The organism is Vibrio sp. SCSIO 43140, from assembly GCF_023716585.1.
GTDB lineage: Bacteria > Pseudomonadota > Gammaproteobacteria > Enterobacterales > Vibrionaceae > Vibrio > Vibrio maritimus_B.
In genome coordinates this window covers 1693134-1711814 of record NZ_CP071850.1, presented here as the reverse complement: position 1 = coordinate 1711814, position 18681 = coordinate 1693134, and the positions used below count along the sequence as shown (strand labels likewise).

General features: G+C 43.7%; 11 protein-coding genes. 1 reads left to right on the top strand and 10 read right to left on the bottom strand.

Annotated features, from left to right (window positions below; genetic code table 11):
- Positions 1-4: 4 nt before the first annotated feature.
- From rlmKL to msrC, 10 genes are all read right to left on the bottom strand, one after another.
- On the bottom strand, positions 5-2128 hold the full coding sequence (rlmKL, locus tag J4N45_RS08040; RefSeq protein ID WP_252014454.1) for a bifunctional 23S rRNA (guanine(2069)-N(7))-methyltransferase RlmK/23S rRNA (guanine(2445)-N(2))-methyltransferase RlmL: 2124 nt from the start codon (positions 2126-2128) through the stop codon (positions 5-7).
- Between the two features lie 566 nt (positions 2129-2694).
- Positions 2695-3240, bottom strand: coding sequence for a cell division protein ZapC (locus tag J4N45_RS08035; protein WP_252014452.1), 546 nt, complete (start codon positions 3238-3240; stop codon positions 2695-2697).
- Positions 3241-3402: 162 nt separating this feature from the next.
- Complete coding sequence (gene pyrD / locus J4N45_RS08030; RefSeq protein ID WP_252014451.1) at positions 3403-4413, bottom strand: quinone-dependent dihydroorotate dehydrogenase; 1011 nt, start codon at positions 4411-4413, stop codon at positions 3403-3405.
- A gap of 210 nt (positions 4414-4623) precedes the next feature.
- Entirely contained in the window at positions 4624-9468 is a 4845-nt protein-coding gene (locus J4N45_RS08025; protein WP_252014449.1) for an NAD-glutamate dehydrogenase, read from the bottom strand.
- A 157-nt stretch (positions 9469-9625) separates the two neighbouring features.
- The gene (locus J4N45_RS08020; RefSeq protein ID WP_252014448.1) at positions 9626-9844 is read right to left on the bottom strand and encodes a DUF2835 domain-containing protein; all 219 of its coding nucleotides are present in this window, start codon (positions 9842-9844) and stop codon (positions 9626-9628) included.
- Between the two features lie 96 nt (positions 9845-9940).
- Positions 9941-12550: an aminopeptidase N gene (pepN, locus tag J4N45_RS08015; RefSeq protein WP_252014447.1), complete on the bottom strand. Its 2610-nt coding sequence runs from the start codon at positions 12548-12550 to the stop codon at positions 9941-9943.
- Positions 12551-12717: 167 nt separating this feature from the next.
- Positions 12718-13380 carry a hypothetical protein gene (locus tag J4N45_RS08010; RefSeq protein WP_042475699.1) on the bottom strand — a complete coding sequence of 221 codons (663 nt, stop codon included), beginning with the start codon at positions 13378-13380 and terminating at the stop codon, positions 12718-12720.
- Positions 13381-13550: 170 nt separating this feature from the next.
- Entirely contained in the window at positions 13551-15554 is a 2004-nt protein-coding gene (prc, locus tag J4N45_RS08005) for a carboxy terminal-processing peptidase (protein ID WP_252014446.1), read from the bottom strand.
- Between the two features lie 17 nt (positions 15555-15571).
- Positions 15572-16201, bottom strand: a complete 630-nt coding sequence (proQ, locus tag J4N45_RS08000; RefSeq protein ID WP_042475696.1) for an RNA chaperone ProQ — start codon at positions 16199-16201, stop codon at positions 15572-15574.
- A 98-nt stretch (positions 16202-16299) separates the two neighbouring features.
- On the bottom strand, positions 16300-16773 hold the full coding sequence (msrC, locus tag J4N45_RS07995) for a free L-methionine (R)-S-oxide reductase MsrC (protein WP_042475693.1): 474 nt from the start codon (positions 16771-16773) through the stop codon (positions 16300-16302).
- A gap of 81 nt (positions 16774-16854) precedes the next feature.
- Here msrC and J4N45_RS07990 point away from each other — a divergent pair, with 81 nt between their 5' ends.
- On the top strand, positions 16855-18651 hold the full coding sequence (locus J4N45_RS07990) for an ABC transporter ATP-binding protein (RefSeq protein ID WP_252014445.1): 1797 nt from the start codon (positions 16855-16857) through the stop codon (positions 18649-18651).
- The last annotated feature ends 30 nt before the right edge of the window (positions 18652-18681 follow it).

The window sequence follows — 18681 nt, the reverse complement described above, 5'->3', positions numbered from 1 at the left end:
ATCTTTAGCTTTCGTGAGAGATAACCCAGCAGTTGTGAATATGCTTATTACGCGAGAAGTCCAGCGGTAGCGTTTTATCTGAGATGTTCTTAGCCGTTAATCCGATTTCTTCTAGCGCCGCCATATCCATCTTGAAATGACGTTTGTTATTAGAGAATACGATAGTGCCATTGGCACTCAATAATCGTTTGAGATCGCGCATTAACGTGACGTGGTCACGTTGAACATCGAAGGACTGCTCCATTCTCTTGGAGTTAGAGAACGTCGGTGGGTCAATAAAGATAAGGTCATAGCTGCCTGTTGCTTTAGCCAACCATTGTAAGCAATCTGCTTGAATATATTGATGCTGACGACCCACTTGGCCGTTAAGCTTCATATTATCTTTTGCCCACTCTAGGTAAGTGTTGGACATATCTACAGTCGTTGTAGATTTGGCACCACCAAGCGCCGCGTGCACTGTCGCAGAACCTGTATAAGCAAATAGGTTTAAGAAGTCCTTACCTTGTGCCATCTCGCCTAATTTACGACGAGTAATTTTATGATCCAGGAATAAACCAGTATCTAGGTAGTCATGAAGGTTTACGATTAACTGTGCACCATACTCGTTTACCGTCATAGTCGATGACTTTTGAGCAAGCTTATTGTACTGAGATGACCCTTTCTTCTTCTCGCGCACTTTAAGGACGACATTATTCGTATCGACCCCTGTTACTTTAATCGACGCACGAATAATATCCGTTAGACGTCGTTTGGCTGTCTCTTCCGGGATGCTCTTCGGTGCAGCGTACTCTTGAATAACTAATGAGTCTTGGTAAACGTCTACTGCAACGTTGTACTCCGGAAGATCGGCATCATAGATACGGTAACAATCAAGCCCTTCTTTCTTGGCCCATTTACCTATCTTAGCAATGTTCTTTTTCAAGCGATTTGAGAAATCTGGCGCAATAACTTGCAGATCATTGTTACCAGAAATCTGTTCCGCACTGCGTTGAGAAATAGAATAATTTTTCTGGTGACACTGTAACGCACCATTATTCAATTTGAACTGTTTGTCTGCACGCATACGCAGACAGCTAAGTAAATCGTCAGAACTTGAGAAAATAGATGCTTGGCAACCGCCAAATTCTGTTTTTAGCTGATTACCAAACTCAGTGTATAAAGCAATAAGCCCAGGTTCAGTACCCAATCGTTCACCGTAAGGTGGGTTACACACGATGACGCCTTCCGCAAACTCTACCGGTTTAGTTACTTTACTCGCATCGCCTAACTCAAACGTAATCAGGTCATCGACACCCGCTCGTTTCGCATTTTCTCTTGCTGTGCGAAGAACTTTAGGGTCATTATCAAAGCCCCAAAACCTGCTGTCAGTCTTTTTGACACCGCGTCGAGCTTGTACGTTCGCTTCTGATTTCACTTCAGCCCAAACTTCAGGTTCAAAGTCTTCAAGCGCTTCAAAGCACCAAGATTTACGCTTAACACCCGGCGCCATATTCGCAGCAAGCATAGCCGCTTCAATCAGTAGTGTGCCTGAGCCACACATAGGGTCGAGCATATTCTTACCTTGCTCCCACCCACTACGAGAAACGATAGCTGCAGCCAATGTTTCACGCAAAGGCGCACGTCCCGACTCCGTACGATAACCACGTTGATGAAGACCTGAGCCAACCATATCAAGGCCAATTAACGCTTTATCTCTGTGCAGCCTAACGTGAACTCGCACATCAGCACGATCTTTACTGATATTTGGTCGAGGCAAGCTCTTCTTAGTAAAGACGTCTACAACAGCGTCCTTCACTTTCATTGCGCCATATTGGCTATTGCGGATTTCTCGGTTAGTACCATTGAAATCAACAATGAACTTCTTCGAACTGTGGAACTGGTTCACCCAATTGATAGATGAAGCAGCCAGATAGAGATCCATATCATCTTGGCAAGTGAACTCCGACAGTACTTTCACAAAGCGAGAAGCGTATCGGCTCCATAAACAAGCGCGATAAATCTGCTCATTGCTCGCTTTAAATTTAACTCCTGCTTGAACTGGCTTTACAGAAGTTAAACCCATTTGCTCAAGCTCTTGAGCAAGAAGGTTTTCAAGACCGTTGGAAGTGACGGCAAGATATTGGTTCATAGTGTTCATCTAGCTGTGAAAAATGGTGTTGATTATACCTGACAATCCCTGTTGTCACTAAATAAACCTGCACAATCTTCGTCTCTACTTGTTTGTTCGAACAAGGTTTAACCGTCATAAACCTTCTACATCTTTCCAATCAATACATAAGCAGTAGCTAATTTAAATAACGTAAACTTGGGTACTATAGCGATAGTGAATACTTATTCGCTACATTTTTGGTATATACCAGTGAGCATTTTTAGTTGTAATTTACTTACAAAATGCAGTGAAAGGAGGAATTTTGGAGTGAATGCCCCCTTAATTTGGGGAACAAATACATCACTTTCTGGTGATAAAAAAAGCAAATTATTTGCACTGCAACAGAGATGTAGTAGCAAACATGTCAGTTAATGGGGTGACTATTGAGGATTGGGTTTGGCTATTGGAGATATTTGAGACAAAAAAAATCGGCCACAAGGACCGATAAATTCTACGAGAAATGGAAGTAAGAACTTCTTATTGTAATTGCTAAGCTGCCACTGCTTTTTCTTATAAGGCGCGTTATCGCGCTCTATGCCACGCTCTTAACCAACTAGAGCAATAGGCTGGTTTAATGCCATAAATTGATGTGCGCAGGCCATCCTGTCGTGCATAACCTTAATACTTTGACCAAACACCACTTCTTTGTTTGAAGACAAACTGAATGACTCTAGGTCTACCAACGCACACAAACTCGCACTTTCCCCTACTTCCAACACGATGAAGAAACCCTCAGAGTGTTGGTTGATTAAGCGAACTAGGTCACCCTCTTGAGGCTGGTACGTACCATTTTGATGGTCGAAGAACCAGCTCTTAGGCTGAACAGGCTTGTGGAAACGTTTTGCGGCTACACAATAGAGCGTAAGCTCTGCTTGTCTTGGTTCAGAAAGTCCCAATAGGCTTATTTGGTCTTTAAAGGTTTGAAACGCGGATGCGTCATCGACTGTGAAGTTGTTCTGACCCATCGCGCATTCAACAAGGAGTTTTCGGGAAAGATTGGTTTTAAAAACCATATCATCTCCCAAATCCAGCATAAGAGAGTTCTCACTCTCGTCCATATACCAGATCCATGTATCGCTGGGTTTAAGCATCGTTCCGTCTCTATATTTGAAGAATAATCAGACTGTTAGGTAAAACGCTTAATTACCTTTTTGGTCAGTTGTTACTAATTCTACAAACGAATAAACAAAAAAAAAGGGGAAAACTATTTCCCCCTTTCATGATTCAAACCTAGTCACTTTGACAGAATTTGCTTAAAGATTTTTGACGATGTCTTTTACAAGCTTAGGGCCGTGATAAATGAAGCCAGAGTAAACTTGAACTAACGACGCACCTGCCATGAGTTTCTCTTTTGCAGAAACAAAAGAGTCGATCCCACCTACGCCAATGATTGGAAGCTTACCATCAAGGTTTTTAGCAAGTAGACGAACAACTTCAGTACTACGAGACTGTACAGGTCGGCCGCTTAGGCCACCAGCTTCGTTTGCATGCTTCATACCTTCAACAACAGAACGATCCAGCGTCGTATTCGTCGCGATCACACCGTCGATCTTATTTTTGATCAATGAGTCACAAATCTGGCCGATCTCATCATCATTCAGATCCGGTGCGATCTTCAGTGCTAATGGCACATATTTACTATGTTTTTCAGCAAGTTCTGCTTGTTTCGCCTTCAGTTCAGCAAGGAGTTCATCCAGTGCTTCTCCGTACTGGAGTGAACGTAACCCTGGAGTGTTTGGCGAAGAGATATTTACAGCGATATATCCCGCATGCTCATACACCTTCTCCATACAGATAATATAATCTTCAGCACCCTTTTCAATCGGCGTATCTTTGTTCTTACCTATGTTGATACCGATAATGCCGTCAAAATTCGCTTTCTTTACATTTTCAACGAGATTATCTACACCGAGGTTGTTAAAGCCCATTCGGTTGATGATGCCCTCTGCTTCCACTAGACGGAATAGACGTGGTTTGTCGTTCCCTGGTTGAGGACGAGGTGTTACCGTACCAACTTCTACAAAACCGAAGCCCATCGCACCGAATGCTTCAATACACTCACCATTTTTATCAAGGCCAGCAGCCAAGCCAACAGGGTTCTTGAAGGTTAAACCCATACATTCTACAGGTCGATTAGGTAGCTGTTGGCGATAAGCGAGATCAAGTGGTGTGCCGGTGAAGCGTTTAAAGTTTTGAATAGCGAGATCGTGAGCCTTTTCGGCATCAAGTTGGAAAAAGCCAGTTCTGGCAAGACGGTAAAGCATTGTGCCTCCGATAGAAAACCCGTGTAAACGGGGTGGTATTATTTACTGATTCCCCCAAACATGCAACGAAGATTTTCGTTTATCTAACAAAACGCAAACGTTTTGCAGAATAATGCACCGATTCAGTGTTACGCCGTCACTAAAGTAGTCTTTTAAGATTAAAAAAACGCTCCGAAGAGCGCTTAATTGTTAACATTGTGCGGTAACAATCTAAAGATTATTTGCACAGTTCAGATTAAGTAGACTTAGCTCGCGAAGTGCAACTGAGAACTTAGCAAACTCATGGACATTACCCACCTTAAACTCGTTGAGAATATTTTCCCAACGTTGGAGGCTGTTTTCATTTGTCGCCATCCAGTTATCAAGTGACAGGATCACGTTTTCACTGTCTCCCCCACAACCACATTTCAGTACTTGTGCCGTCAACAAGCGTTGCTGCCAATCAAGATCTTCACGGAACGCTGCTCTCGCAAGTGCTTGCCAGTTGTTGTCTACCGCTTGACCGTTAATTTGGTTCAAGAACCAGTGAAGTGATAAGCGATCACCTAAGTGGAAGTAAAGTTTGGATGCTCTCTCGACATCAAAGCTTGCTTCGGTTGCAATCTCTGAGATGTCGACTGCAGAAAGTAGGCTTGATAGACGAGCAACGTAATTTGCTAAATCACTTTCAACACCTTGCCCTACCCAAATATCAGCTTGAGCGTTGTGTTCAGATACCTCTTCAGCAACCAAACACTTCTCTAGCGTTTGCTCTACCTTGATTACGTCATCACGGTAGCGAGCAACTAACTGCTCTACTGATTGTTTGCCAGGACGATTACGAAGAATCCAACGAGCTAGTCTACGAAGTGTTCGGCGAACAATGAACAACAACTCATACTGAGCTTCTGAGCTCGCCACATTATCAAGCTTTCTGATTTGCTCAAATGTGTAGGCAAAACCGTAAATCTCACGAGATGCCGCATAAGCATTAGCAATATCAACCACAGTTGCGCCGGTTTCTTCTTGCAAACGAGTCACAAAGTTACAACCCATCTCGTTAACCATCTGATTTGCAAGCATAGTAGAGATAATTTCTGCTCGCAGTGGATGGTTTGGCATACTTTCCATATAGTTACGGCGTAACTCAGATGGGAAGTATTGGGTGAGTTGTTGCTGATGATAAGGGTCATTCGCGATCTCATCCGAGACTAACTCTTCTTTCAGCACCATCTTACCGTATGCAACTAATACCGAAAGCTCCGGACGAGTCATGCCAATGCCTTGCTTTTCACGCTCAAGTAGATCTTCATCCGAAGGAATGTACTCGAGCGCGCGATCTAAGTGACCTGCTTTCTCTAAGGTGTGAATAAAGCGAATCTGTTCTTTGACCAAAGAGACACCTTGGAATTCGGTCACTGAAATTGACTCAGACTGACAGTAAGCGTCGTCCAATACAATCTCACCCACTTCGTCTTCCATGGACTCTAGGATCTGGTTGCGCTGTTTTACCGTCAGATCGCCATTAGAGACTAGACCATTAAGGAAGATCTTAATGTTTACTTCGTTATCAGAGCAATCTACACCACCTACGTTATCAACAAAGTCGGTATTTACCCGTCCACCAGCGAGCGCATATTCAATACGACCAAGCTGAGTCATACCCAGGTTACCGCCTTCACCAACAACTTTGGCTTTTAACTCACTACCATTGATTCGCAGCACATCATTGGCTCGGTCTCCAACATCTGTGTGTGTTTCAGAGCTCGATTTCACATACGTGCCGATACCACCGTTCCAAAGGAGATCGACTTCCATCGACAAAATCATCTTAATAAGATCATTTGGCGCCATTGATGCCTTTTTAGTGCCAAGCATCTTTTGGATCTCTGGAGTCAATGTGATCGATTTTGCTCGGCGTGCAAATACGCCACCGCCTTTAGAGATCAACTTAGGATCGTAATCTTCCCAACTTGAACGTGGAAGATCGAATAGACGTTTACGTTCCTCCCAGCTTTTCGCTGATGACTCTGGATTTGGATCAATGAAGATGTGCATATGGTTAAACGCAGCTTGAAGCCTAATATGCTTAGAAAGCAGCATACCGTTACCAAATACATCCCCTGCCATGTCACCTACACCGATTGCGGTGAAGTCTTCATTCTGACAGTCTATCCCCATCTCACGGAAGTGACGTTTAACTGATTCCCAGCCACCTTTGGCTGTAATTCCCATCGCCTTATGGTCATAACCGTTTGAGCCACCCGATGCGAATGCATCGCCAAGCCAGAAATTGTATTCGTCTGAAACTGAGTTTGCTAAATCAGAGAACGTTGCCGTCCCCTTATCTGCGGCAACCACCAAGTATGGATCATCTTCGTCATGTCTCACGACGCTCTTCGGCGGAATAACTTCCCCTTCGATAATGTTGTCAGAGACATCTAATAGCGCACGAATAAATTGCTTATAGCAACGTTGACCCTCTGCAAAGATCTCATCGCGACTCGATAGCTGAGGTTGACGCTTACAGACAAATCCACCCTTTGCTCCCACAGGAACGATAACGGTGTTTTTCACCTGCTGCGCTTTTACCAAACCCAAAATCTCGGTTCGGAAATCCTCTTGTCGATCCGACCAACGCAAACCACCACGCGCGACTTTACCGCCTCGTAGGTGGACACCCTCAATGTCCGGGGCATAGACAAAAATCTCAAACGCTGGAACAGGAGCTGGGATCTCTGGAATATTCTTAGGTTCAAGCTTTAATGATAACCATGGCTTATTGTCACCGGCTTTATCTTTCTGATAATAGTTGGTGCGAAGCGTCGCAGATATCATTTCCACGTAACGGCGAATGATACGGTCATCATCCAAGCTATCCACTTTATCCAGCTGCTTGTGAATCTTTTCAATGACACGTTGCTGTCCCTTCTTACTGCCTTTAAGAGACGGCATAAATCGCTGAGTAAACAACTCAACCAAATCTTTTGCAAGGTCTGGGTAGTGATTAAGCGTGTCTTCAATGTAGTGCTGGCTGAACGGAAAGCCAACTTGGCGCATATAGCGTGCATAAGCACGAAGGATAGACACCTCACGCCCTGTCAAACCTGAACCAAGTACCAGTCTGTTAAAGCCGTCGCTTTCTAGATCACCCGACCAAATCGCAGCGAACGCTTGTTGGAATCGATCGCGTGCTTCACGAAGATCCACAACCGTTTCACTCTTATGCAGCATCGCAAAATCAAGGATCCAATAGGTGCCGCCATCACTTTTAACGATCTCATATGGTGACTCACCGATAACTCTAAGGCCTAGGTTTTCCAACATAGGCATTACGTCAGATAAGTGAATAGGCTCATCACGATGATAGAGCTTTAGTTTCACCTCTTTGGAATCTGCAGCCGCTTCTTGAGGACGATAGAACAGCATTCCAAGCTTGTTGTCTTCATCCAATGCTTCAAGACGCTCAATGTCAGCAACCGCAGAAGTCGGCATCATGTCTTCTTTATAAGAACGTGGGAATGCTCTCGAGTAGACTTTAGAAAGTGGAAGACCTTTGCTCTCACCAAAGTTAGCCACAATGGCTTCAGATAGGCGGTCATCCCACGATGCTGATACTTCCATTAGGTTACGTTCAATCGCCTTCACATCTACATCCATGTTGTTATTGTCTACCCTCACAATGTAGTGAGTTCGTGCTAATGGGCTTTCTGAGAAATAGGTTGTAAATTCAACCTCTTGGTCAATGCCGAAGTAATTTTGAAGGATCCGTTGAGTATCTTTTCTAAGCTGAGTGTTATAACGATCTTTACTTACGTACACCATACAACTGAAGAAGCGACCGAACGGATCTTTTCGAATGAATAAACGGATCAAATCACGATCTTGCATTTGAACCACACCCATACCTACTTCAAGCAGTTCTTCTTCTTTCGCTTGAAGCAGTTCATCACGTGGGTAGTTTTCAAGGATGTTTCTTAACGCTTTGTAAGAATATGAACCGTCACGATAGCCGCTCGATGCCAATATACGCTCTACTTTCTCGCGGATCAGAGGAATCGTTGATACGCTTTGGTTGTACACTGCCGATGTGTACAGACCGGTAAATCGGTGCTCGCCGATCACCTTGCCCTTAGAGTCAAATTTCTTAATTCCAACATAATCGGTATACGCTGGACGGTGAATCCGACTCGCCTTGTTGCCCTTAGTCAGAATCAGTAGGAAAGGTTTCTTTGCTTCTAGACGAGCAGAGTCTGAGAATTCAGAAATTTTTACTGAGCGAACTCTTTCTTCTTTTGAAAACAGACCGAGTCCAGGCTCTTTGGTTGGTTTGAGAACCGAATCCCCCTCTTCACTGATTAGGTCGAACTCTTTATATCCCATGAAGGTAAAGTTGTGATCACCCAACCACTCTAGATAAGCAATAGTCTCATCGAAGCGATCGTCTTCCATCGGAAGCTTAGCTTTGTTTTTTACTAAGTCTTTTGTGATCTTTTTGAGCTTGTCGGACATTGCCTCCCACTCATTGACCACTAAACCCGTGTCTTCGAAGATGCTAACAAGCTCATTTTTAAGCTCGTTCATCTCTTCTTTCGCGCTCAGTCTGTCTACCTCAATATGGAAAACAGATTGAAGATGCCCTTTGCCTTCGTTAACAGAAGTAATCTGCCCTTGCTCGTTTCTTTCAAACTGAGTTGGACCATGAAGCATAATATGGCAGGTAAGATCGATTCGATTCAACGCCATTTTTACTGAGTCGACTAAGAACGGAGAATCAGGGACAGCAATCTCGACGATAGTATGTGTCGACTGCCAACCATGACGGCTCACCGTCGGGTTGAAGACTCGGACCGAAATTTCATCGTATCTCTTCTCATTTAAATGATGCCATAAGCTAACAACAGCACCATACAGGTCGGATTCATTTCTTTGCAGCAAATCGTCAGGGGAAACGTTGCTTAAAATATGTTTGGCAAGTTTAGTCACTAGAGGCTGATTGGCTCCTTCTACTTTGGATTCAATCAATTTATAAACTTTCTCCAGTAGAACCGGAACAACAGGTTCGCGCGTGGTCATAGTAACGCTCCACTTTTTTGTTTTTATGAGGGATGTAGGCTTGTCTTTATTGTAAAAGTTTTATTGAAAAAGGGTTAATGAAAAATGGAGGAAGTTTCAGGGAAATGTTTGATTGTGTGACTAATGCACTTATTCATATCACTAGATATGGGCCAAGTTACAGTGATTCTAACCGTAAAAACTTGTTGTTTTGGTCAGTTGTTAATCGAAAGCGCCCTTTTAAGCCTAATTGTGTTAAAAATGGGCGAAATCGTGTCGCAGGTAGCTGGATTCTTAGTCCCTGATCGGTATACACCAAAATACTGGATGTATGACCAGTATAGTGCGTGAGGTAATCGTTATAACTAATATTCAGGGAGAAATAGTACTGTTTCATTGAGTGATCGGTGCGTTTATGTACAGTGATTAGACAAGTAACTAGCAATAAGAAGAAACCCACTACTGTTGTTTTGTACAGTGGTGGGTTTTTACATTAAGACTCTAGCGCTTTAGTCACCTTTTCAAACAAGTCTTTGGCTAAGTTATCTAGTGCTTTTAGCTTTTCAAGCTCATGTTTGATAAGCGATTGGCGCTCGCTATCGTATTTTTTCAGTTTCAACAACGGATCGATTAAACGAGACGCAACCTGAGGGTTTGACTCATTAAGCTGAGTAAGAATTTCACCCGCAAACTCATAGCCTTTGCCTGATTTATCATGGAATTGGCGTGGGTTCATGTTGAGGAAGGAACCAATCAAACTTCTTGTTCGGTTTGGGTTACTCAAGCTAAATGCTTTATGCGACATACACGCTTTCACATTCTCCAATGCGTTCACTGACGGGTTACTACCTTGTAGCGCGAACCATTTGTCCATGACCAAACCATCATGGCTCCATTTTTCACTGTAATCAGCCATAATCTCTTCACGAACAGCAAGAGATGCGCTGTTTGCCGCACTCATTGCTGCCATTGTATCGGTCATGTTGTTCGCTGATTCATACTGCTCTTTTACAAGATGCGCATGAGCTTCGACATTGGCTAGGTATTGCAGACACAAGTTTCTTAATGAACGTTTACCAATAGCATCATGCTCAATCGTATATTCTACTTGTGCTAATGTATGGTAAAGCGCCGACAGTTCATCTTGCAAAGCATCGGCAAGTCCAAGTTTGATCCCTTTCAGCACATCACATACGGCATCTACATCTACGGTTTCATACCAACCAGCCACTTCATTAAAGCTTGGCAATGACAGTGCTTCTGCAATGAATGCAGGCTCAAGCTCTTTGTTTAACAGCACACCGCGGAAGGCATCAACAACCAAATCAGGTAGCTCAACCTTCAAACCCTTTTGTACCGCTTCAACATTCGACTTGATGTATTTCGCAAGAAGCATTTGTCCAGCATCCCACTTGGCAAAATCATTGCGCGCGTGGACCATCAAAAATGCCAGCTGCTCATCACTGTATTCGAAGTTCAAACGAACAGGTGCAGAGAACTCGCGAAGCATAGATGGAACTGGCTTGCTTTCGACGTTTTCAAACACAAAGCTCTGCTCAGATTTCGTTACATTCAATACATTTGAAGACGGCTTACCGTTACGGCGTAACTCGATAACTTTTCCTTGCTCGTCATACAGTTCCACGTCAAATGGAATGTGTAACGCCTGCTTTTCAGTTTGATCTTGAGTCGATGGTGTTTGTTGTTTGACCGTCAGCGTGTATGTCTTATTGGCTTCGTCATAATTGTCGGTAACGGTCAGACTCGGTGTGCCGGACTGGCTGTACCAAAGTCTGAACTGTTTAAGATCAATAGCAGAAGCATCTTCCATTGCTGCGACAAAATCTTCACACGTCGCAGCGGTACCATCGTGACGCTCAAAGTATAACTTCATGCCCGCTTGGAACTTATCTTCGCCAAGTAGCGTGTGCATCATGCGGATGACTTCGCTGCCCTTTTCGTACACTGTGAGCGTGTAGAAGTTATTCATTTCGATAACTTTCTCTGGGCGAATCGGGTGAGACATAGGGCTCGCATCTTCTGCAAACTGAGGACCACGGATAATTCGCACGTTGTTAATACGATTAACTGAACGTGAACCTAAATCAGACGAGAACTCTTGATCACGGAAAACCGTCAAGCCTTCTTTCAAACTTAACTGGAACCAGTCGCGACAAGTCACGCGGTTACCGGTCCAGTTATGAAAATATTCGTGGCCAATTACCGCTTCAATACCAAGATAATCAGTGTCGGTTGCAGTTTGATCATTCGCGAGAACAAACTTAGAGTTAAAGACGTTCAGCCCTTTGTTTTCCATCGCACCCATGTTGAAGAAATCAACGGCCACGATCATGTAGATATCGAGGTCATACTCCAGACCAAAGCGCTCTTCATCCCACTTCATTGAGTTAATCAAAGAAACCATTGCATGGTTCGCACGATCTAGATTGCCTTTATCGACAAAAATTTCCAATGCGACATTGCGTCCAGAGCGCGTAGTGTAACTATCGCGAAGCACATCAAAATCACCAGCAACGAGAGCAAACAGATAGGATGGTTTTGGGTGTGGATCTTCCCAAGACACAAAATGCTTACCGTCCTCTAACTCTCCTTCGTCAACTTTATTACCGTTGCTTAGTAAGAATGGAAAGCTCGCTTTGTCGGCAATAACTTTAGTTGTGTACTTTGCCAGAACATCAGGTCGGTCAAGAAAGTACGTGATACGACGAAAACCTTCTGCTTCACATTGTGTGCAGTACGCGCCATCTGAAATATACAGACCTTCCAATGCCGTGTTCGTTGAAGGGGAAATAATGTTTTCGATTTTCAGTTCGCATTCTGATGGAAGGTTGTGAATCTCAAGACCGGTTTCGGTCTGTGTATAGTCCGTCCAACCTTCTCCATTGATTGTGATCTGAACGAGTTCAATGCCTTCACCATCCAAAGAGATAGTGGTTTCACTACCTTGTTGCTTAACCTGAGAAATGGCCGTAACACGAGTCTTCGTCTCATGAAGATCGAAAGTTAGGTTTACATCTGTAATAGTGTGCGAAGGTGATTGATAATCACTTCGGTATTTGGCTTTAGGTGCTGACTCCGTCATCCTTTAGTCCTTGTCTTTATTATTGTTAGCAGAATATACCTGCAACTATAGTCGGGTATACGCTGAATCGATAATGATTATAACCTTATGGGACAAAGGATTGCAGAGAATGACATAAAAAAAGCGCCAACTTGGGTTGGCGCTCAAAGCTTTGATGTAGTATTTGCCTAGCGGATTCGGTTCAGTACCGCGAACATGTCGCCATCTTCGACCTCTAGAGTCAGTTCATCTTTATCAAGCGTGTAGGTCGCATCATGTTCGCCATCTTGATAGAGCAACACAATATGATCGTCTTCGGTGTAGTAAACACCGCTATGGATCGCTTCTTCACCTTCACTGGAACTCACACGAAAAGTAAACACGAAGTCTGGTTGGAGAATTAAATCCATGCGCGCTATTTCTTGAGCGTGTTTGTCATCACCAGACACACTCACTGACGACCAAATACCTGCGAGCGCGTTGGGCAACGCTTTTGTAAATACGACACCATTGAGATTGAGCATATTGTGATTTCCACTATATGCATAAACCTGGGGTTCATCAGAGTTTAAACCTAGGATGATGGTATCGTCATTAGCGGTGAACAAACCCTCCCAATGCTCGATACTGTAGTCTTGTTTCTGTATGTCGATACTAAAAGAATAGTTAGATTGCAGCGTCAGTTTTATCGCGAGAAAAGCGTCCGGAGCTTCACCTGGACTTGGGTTGACTAAGTACCAATCACCAAGCAGAAACGGCTGATCAAACTGGGTTAAATCATTATTGTCTTTGCGCGTTTCCGACATCACTCCAAACGAAAAAACACATAGAATTAGCGTTATCCATCTCATATGTATCCCCCTCACAATTACTTAAAGCTTAGGTGGGTTAATACGAGATTGCGAAATATTTTGATCTAAATCACGGTTTTTAATTTTAAGTATCAGAATTGAGGCAGGTTTCATCAGAATGAAAAAAACGAGCGTTGCCGCTCGTTTTTTCTTAGTTGCATCGAAAAATATTAACCTTTCGAGTTGACCATATCCACTGTGATGGCAACCGCTTCATCTAAGTAAGCGTCCGGCACTTCATAGTCTTTCGGGATATCATCCAAAGCCTCAAATGGTTCTTCGCCCGCCGCCTTTTGACGCTGATTCACGCGATCAAGTCGACGAGTATCATTATCATCACTTTCCTGCTTACGAGCAGCTTCGCTCAGTGATAATGTCTTATCGTCTTTTTCAGCTTTGTACTTGGCGATGTCTTCAGCAATGAAGCCGAATTCCATATCCGTCGCAATGCGTTTTTCATGTGCTTCTGTCAACTTGGCAATGAGCTCATCGTTACGTTGTAACACAGAGTACTTCGCTTTATCGATGCTATCCCATGGCAACGCGTTGTCTTCAACACTCTCACCTGTTTCAGCAGGATCGACCGCCGTTGGGAATGCAATATCAGGTACTACACCCTTGTTCTGAGTACTGCCACCGTCAATACGATAAAACTTCTGAATCGTATATTGAACGTAGCCCAACTCTTTATCAAACAAGTCATAGATATGATTCAAAGAGCGGTGCTGCTGAACGGTACCTTTACCAAATGAGTTTTCACCAAGAACAATAGCACGACCATAATCTTGCATCGCTGCGGCAAAAATCTCAGAGGCAGACGCACTGTATCGGTTAACCAACACAGTCAATGGACCTTGATAGCTGATCTTACCGTCAGTATCACTGTTCACATTAACTCGACCGTAGCTGTCACGAACTTGTACAACGGGTCCGCTTTCAATAAAGAGGCCAGACATTGCGGTTGCTTCTGTTAATGCACCACCACCATTGTTGCGAAGATCGACGATAATACCATCAACGCCTTTCTGTTTTAGCTCAGTAATGAGTTTATCCGTATCCTTAGAAAGACCGACATAGAAACTTGGTACCTCAAGTACACCAATCTTCTTACCGTCTTTTTCAAAGACTTCAGATTTCACAGCACGATCTTCGAGTCTGATCTTATCGCGAACAATCTCAACCACTGTGGCTTTCGCATCTTTACCGTCCGGCAAGATTTGAAGCTTAACTTTGGTACCTTTTGGCCCTTTTATAAGCTGGACAACATCATCAAGGCGCCAACCAATAACGTCGACAATATCTTCGCCATCTTGACCAACACCGATGATCTTATCGCCTTCGCCAAGCTGTTTGCTCTTAGATGCCGGTCCGCCAGCAACTAATGAACGAATAACGGTGTAGTCGTCAGTCAATTGCAGCACAGCACCTATTCCCTCTAGCGAGAGGTTCATTTCTGATTGGAATTGTTCTGCTGATCGAGGTGATAAATAGCTGGTATGCGGATCCACTTCTCGAGCGAAAGCGTTCATATAAATTTGAAACGCGTCTTCGTTGTGAGACTGGGTGAGACGTTTGATAGCGTTATTGTAACGCTTGCCAAGTGTCTCTTTAATTTCATCCCAGTCTTTGCCCGTAAGCTTAAGGTTCAAAGCATCGTATTTAACGCGTTTGCGCCAAAGCTCGTCAAGCTCCGCCTCGTCTTTCGGCCATGCGGCATCAGAACGATCAAGCGTTATGGCCTCATCCACATCGAATTTCATCTCTTTGTCTAGCAACGACAACGCATAAGCAAAACGATCGTAACGCTTTTGCATAGAGAGGTTGTAAACATCAAACGCGATTTGGTTGTTGCCCGCTTTTAGTTGGTCATCGAGTTTTGTTGACCAAGCATCGAACTTATCAATGTCTGCTTGCGTGAAAATATTGCGATTGTAGTCGAGCATCTCCAAGTAGCGCGTGAATATCGCTTTTGAAAACTCATCGTCTAAGGTGAAATGTTTATAGTGAGAACGAGTGAATCGAGAGGTCACACGCTTGCTGGCAGTCTCATGCTGGACTTCAGGAGCCAAAGTAGGAATTTCTGACTTTTCATACTTTGCTTCGAGGGCGTGAGCCGAAGAAGCTGCTAGCCAGAGGCTAGCAGCAATTACAGATACTTTTGAACGGCACTTCATGCGTAGGAATTTCTCCTTTATGCGCGCAGGTGCTCCGCTTTAACAACCATTTGTAGGCCATTTACTAGCTGAACGCGCACATCTTCCTTATTGATTTCAACAATGGTCGCAGCCATGTTCCCTTTGCCCATGTTTACGTTTACTTGCTTACCGATGATCATTTCATCTGCATTCAAAGCGCGCGTCTCAACTGGCTTATTTACTTTCGTTGTTTTCTTTGTAGTCTGTGGCTTACGTGCACCTTGAGGCTTCTTAGCCTTAGGTTTCGCTTTGCCCTCTTCACGAGCTTTTTGAGCTTGTTCTTTACGGCGCTCAGCAACTTTTGCTTTGCTTTCTGCCAGTGTCGCTTTTGCGTGTTCTACGTGTTCTTCTTCTAGTACACCACAATCGTTGCCATCTAGGTCAACACGTACTGCACCAGGTTTAACGCCGTGTAGGTAACGCCAAGAAGAAGTGTATTGTCTTAACGCTGCACGTAGCTGAGTCTTGCTAACTTTCTCGTCATCTTTTAGACGTTCAGCAAGATCTTGAAAGATACCAATTTTAAGTGGTTTCGCTTCACCTTCTACAGTAAAGCATTTAGGGAAACATTCAGCAATATACGCGATAATTTCTTTGCTGTTCTTCAACTTCTCAGTGTTTTCCATGTGGGTTCCTGGTTAATGCGGTTATCCGCGAAGCATTAAGAAAAATATTCTTGGTATTATAGTGACCTGCAATAGAAAAACCACAGGCAAATGTGATTTTAGACCACGTTTGTATGGGAATTGAGCAGCTTTTCCACGGATTCCATGAACTTTGTTAGGCCAGTTTCATCAATTTCGCTGAAACGACCGACACTTGGACTATCGATGTCTAAAACACCAGCAATCTCACCATTAATGGAAAAAGGAATCACAATCTCAGAATTACTCGCTGCATCGCACGCAATATGACCTTCAAAGGCATGAACATCGTATACACGTTGTACCGTATTCGTCGCGGCAGCAGTGCCACAAACACCACGACCTACTGGGATACGCACACAAGCTGGTTTACCTTGAAATGGACCAAGAACCAACTCGCCTTGTTTCATCAAATAAAAACCAGCCCAGTTGAGGTCTTCTAACTCCATGAAAAGAAGTGCACTAATATTAGATAGGTTAGCGATCAAATCAGTTTCGGATTCAATGAGTGCGACAGCTTGCTTGGTTAAGCGCTCATAGTTCTCTAAATTCATGATATTTCCATTAATAACTTTAAAATTCTAACAATACACGTACAATGCCAGCCAATCGTAATAGGAATTATTCTCACAAGCATGACGTATAGTAAAGACACTATTAGCCGTTCCTGGTTGATAACACAAGTAAAAAATCACAAGTCTCGGTTGATCGTTGCCAACATCATCGCAATCATCGCAACACTAATCAGCGTCCCTATCCCACTATTAATGCCGGTGATGGTAGATGAAGTGTTGCTAAACCAACCCGCTGGTGGTCTCAAAGCAATGAACACCATCATGTTTGACAGTTGGCAAACACCGATTGGTTATATCGCGATGACTCTGCTTCTCGTGGTCCTGATGAGAACCTTTAGTCAAGGCCTTAATATCCTGCAAGGGCGACAGTTTACTCTCGTTTCTAAAACAATTACCTATCAAATTCGATGCAAAATGATCGACAAGCTTGGTCGTATCAGTATTCAGCAATATGAAACACGCGGTAGTGGAGGAATCAATGCCCACCTAATTACCGACATTGAAACCATTGATCAGTTTGTGGGCTCTACGCTTAGCAAGTTTATTATCAGCTTTCTTACCGTTTTGGGGACTGCCGTCGTTTTACTATGGATCGACTGGCGTTTGGGGTTATTCATTTTATTGGTCAACCCCATCGTCGTCTACTTTTCCAAAAAGCTTGGTGGCATGGTCAAACACCTAAAGAAAAGAGAGAACCAAGCTTTTGAAAAGTTCCAAAACCGATTGGTCGAGACTCTAGATGGCATTTATCAGCTTCGCGCCGCTAACCGTGAAAGAGATTTTCTGGCACAACTTAAAGAGCAAGCCAATGAAGTGCGAACCAATGCTGACAAGTACGCTTGGCAGTCCGAAGCTGCAGGACGTCTCTCCTTCTTACTTTTTCTAATCGGGTTTGAACTCTTTCGTGCCATCGCAATGGTGATGGTTTTATTCAGTGATCTCACCATTGGACAGATATTCGCAGTGTTTGGTTACCTTTGGTTCATGCTCGGTCCGGTTCAAGAACTGCTGAGCATTCAGTTTTCTTGGTACAGTGCCAAAGCCGCCCTAGGTCGCATCAACACCCTACTCGATTTAGAGGAAGAGCCTCAGGTCGTGAGCAAAACCAACCCGTTTAGCATTAACAAGCAAGTTGATGTCGCTATTGAAGATGTCGTTTTCTCCTATGACTCTGACAAAGATGTATTGAACAAACTGAACCTAGAAATACCTGCTGGTAAGAAAGTTGCGCTCGTGGGCGCTAGCGGTGGCGGCAAGTCTACACTCATCCAGTTACTTATTGGCGTGTATAAACAACGTGATGGCATTATCAAATTCAATGGAGTTGACACTAATGACATAGGTTTTGACATTATTAGAGATAAAATTGCCGTTGTTTTACAGCAACCTATACTCTTTAATGACAGCTTAAGGCATAATTTGACCCTTGGAAAAGAGTATGATGACTTCTCTATTTGGAATGCACTGAAAGTCGCTCAGTTACAAGATGTGACTGACAAGCTCGTTGATGGTCTAGAAACGCAAATCGGTAAGAACGGCATTCGATTGTCTGGCGGCCAAAGGCAGCGCCTTGCAATCGCTCGTATGATTCTAAGCGATCCACAGTTTGTGATCCTAGATGAAGCGACATCGGCATTAGATACAGCAACCGAGGCTGCGCTTCACACCGCACTTGGTGAGTTTCTTAAAGGCAGAACCACGCTCATTGTCGCGCATCGCCTTTCTGCGGTAAAACAAGCTGACCTTATCTACGTGCTCGAAGATGGACAAGTAACACAATCAGGAACCCATATTGAACTGGTCGAGAAAGAAGGACTGTACCAAACGCTTTACGGTACGGTGCAATCTGCAAGTTAGTTTTGTGACAATATCACTGAGTACCGAGAG

Excerpts from the sequence above, each read along its gene's own strand:
- rlmKL (WP_252014454.1), bottom strand. The coding sequence starts at position 2,128 with ATGAACCAATATCTTGCCGTCACTTCCAACGGTCTTGAAAACCTTCTT.
- J4N45_RS08035 (WP_252014452.1), bottom strand. The coding sequence starts at position 3,240 with ATGCTTAAACCCAGCGATACATGGATCTGGTATATGGACGAGAGTGAG.
- pyrD (WP_252014451.1), bottom strand. The coding sequence starts at position 4,413 with ATGCTTTACCGTCTTGCCAGAACTGGCTTTTTCCAACTTGATGCCGAA.
- J4N45_RS08025 (WP_252014449.1), bottom strand. The coding sequence starts at position 9,468 with ATGACCACGCGCGAACCTGTTGTTCCGGTTCTACTGGAGAAAGTTTAT.
- J4N45_RS08020 (WP_252014448.1), bottom strand. The coding sequence starts at position 9,844 with ATGAAACAGTACTATTTCTCCCTGAATATTAGTTATAACGATTACCTC.
- pepN (WP_252014447.1), bottom strand. The coding sequence starts at position 12,550 with ATGACGGAGTCAGCACCTAAAGCCAAATACCGAAGTGATTATCAATCA.
- J4N45_RS08010 (WP_042475699.1), bottom strand. The coding sequence starts at position 13,380 with ATGAGATGGATAACGCTAATTCTATGTGTTTTTTCGTTTGGAGTGATG.
- prc (WP_252014446.1), bottom strand. The coding sequence starts at position 15,554 with ATGAAGTGCCGTTCAAAAGTATCTGTAATTGCTGCTAGCCTCTGGCTA.
- proQ (WP_042475696.1), bottom strand. The coding sequence starts at position 16,201 with ATGGAAAACACTGAGAAGTTGAAGAACAGCAAAGAAATTATCGCGTAT.
- msrC (WP_042475693.1), bottom strand. The coding sequence starts at position 16,773 with ATGAATTTAGAGAACTATGAGCGCTTAACCAAGCAAGCTGTCGCACTC.
- J4N45_RS07990 (WP_252014445.1), top strand. The coding sequence starts at position 16,855 with ATGACGTATAGTAAAGACACTATTAGCCGTTCCTGGTTGATAACACAA.